Below are 277 nucleotides of genomic sequence, written 5' to 3'. Positions count from 1 at the left end.
ATTCCATTTTTGAAAAATTCATAGCCAAGAATACCAAAAATACCTATTGTTTGTACGATATAGGCTATTCTTGTGTTTTGTAAATTCTGCGCTATCAATCGTTCATCCTTGATTTTTTTCATCAAAATCCCCCCTGCTTATCCAAAAAATCTCATCTAACGTGGCATTCACTGCATAACAAACTTGTAGGCACAATTTTAATGATGGATTATATTTTCCTTTTTCGATCAGACTGACCGTCTGCCGGGTAATGCCCACCACATCGGCAAGCTCCTGC

The 277-nt window shown here is 37.5% G+C and carries 1 protein-coding gene; it reads right to left on the bottom strand.

The genetic code is table 11. The features are described 5' to 3' along the window. Positions 1–102: 102 nt before the first annotated feature. Positions 103–277: helix-turn-helix transcriptional regulator (locus tag SB754_RS20010; protein ID WP_410784126.1), on the bottom strand; the 175-nt coding region annotated here is incomplete at its 5' end.

Origin of the sequence: Leifsonia sp. SIMBA_070 (genome assembly GCF_046534635.1) — a bacterium.
In the GTDB taxonomy this organism is placed as follows: Bacteria; Actinomycetota; Actinomycetes; order Actinomycetales; family Microbacteriaceae; genus Leifsonia.
Note: the sequence above shows the minus strand (reverse complement) of the source record. Positions and strands in the feature narration are given on the sequence as shown.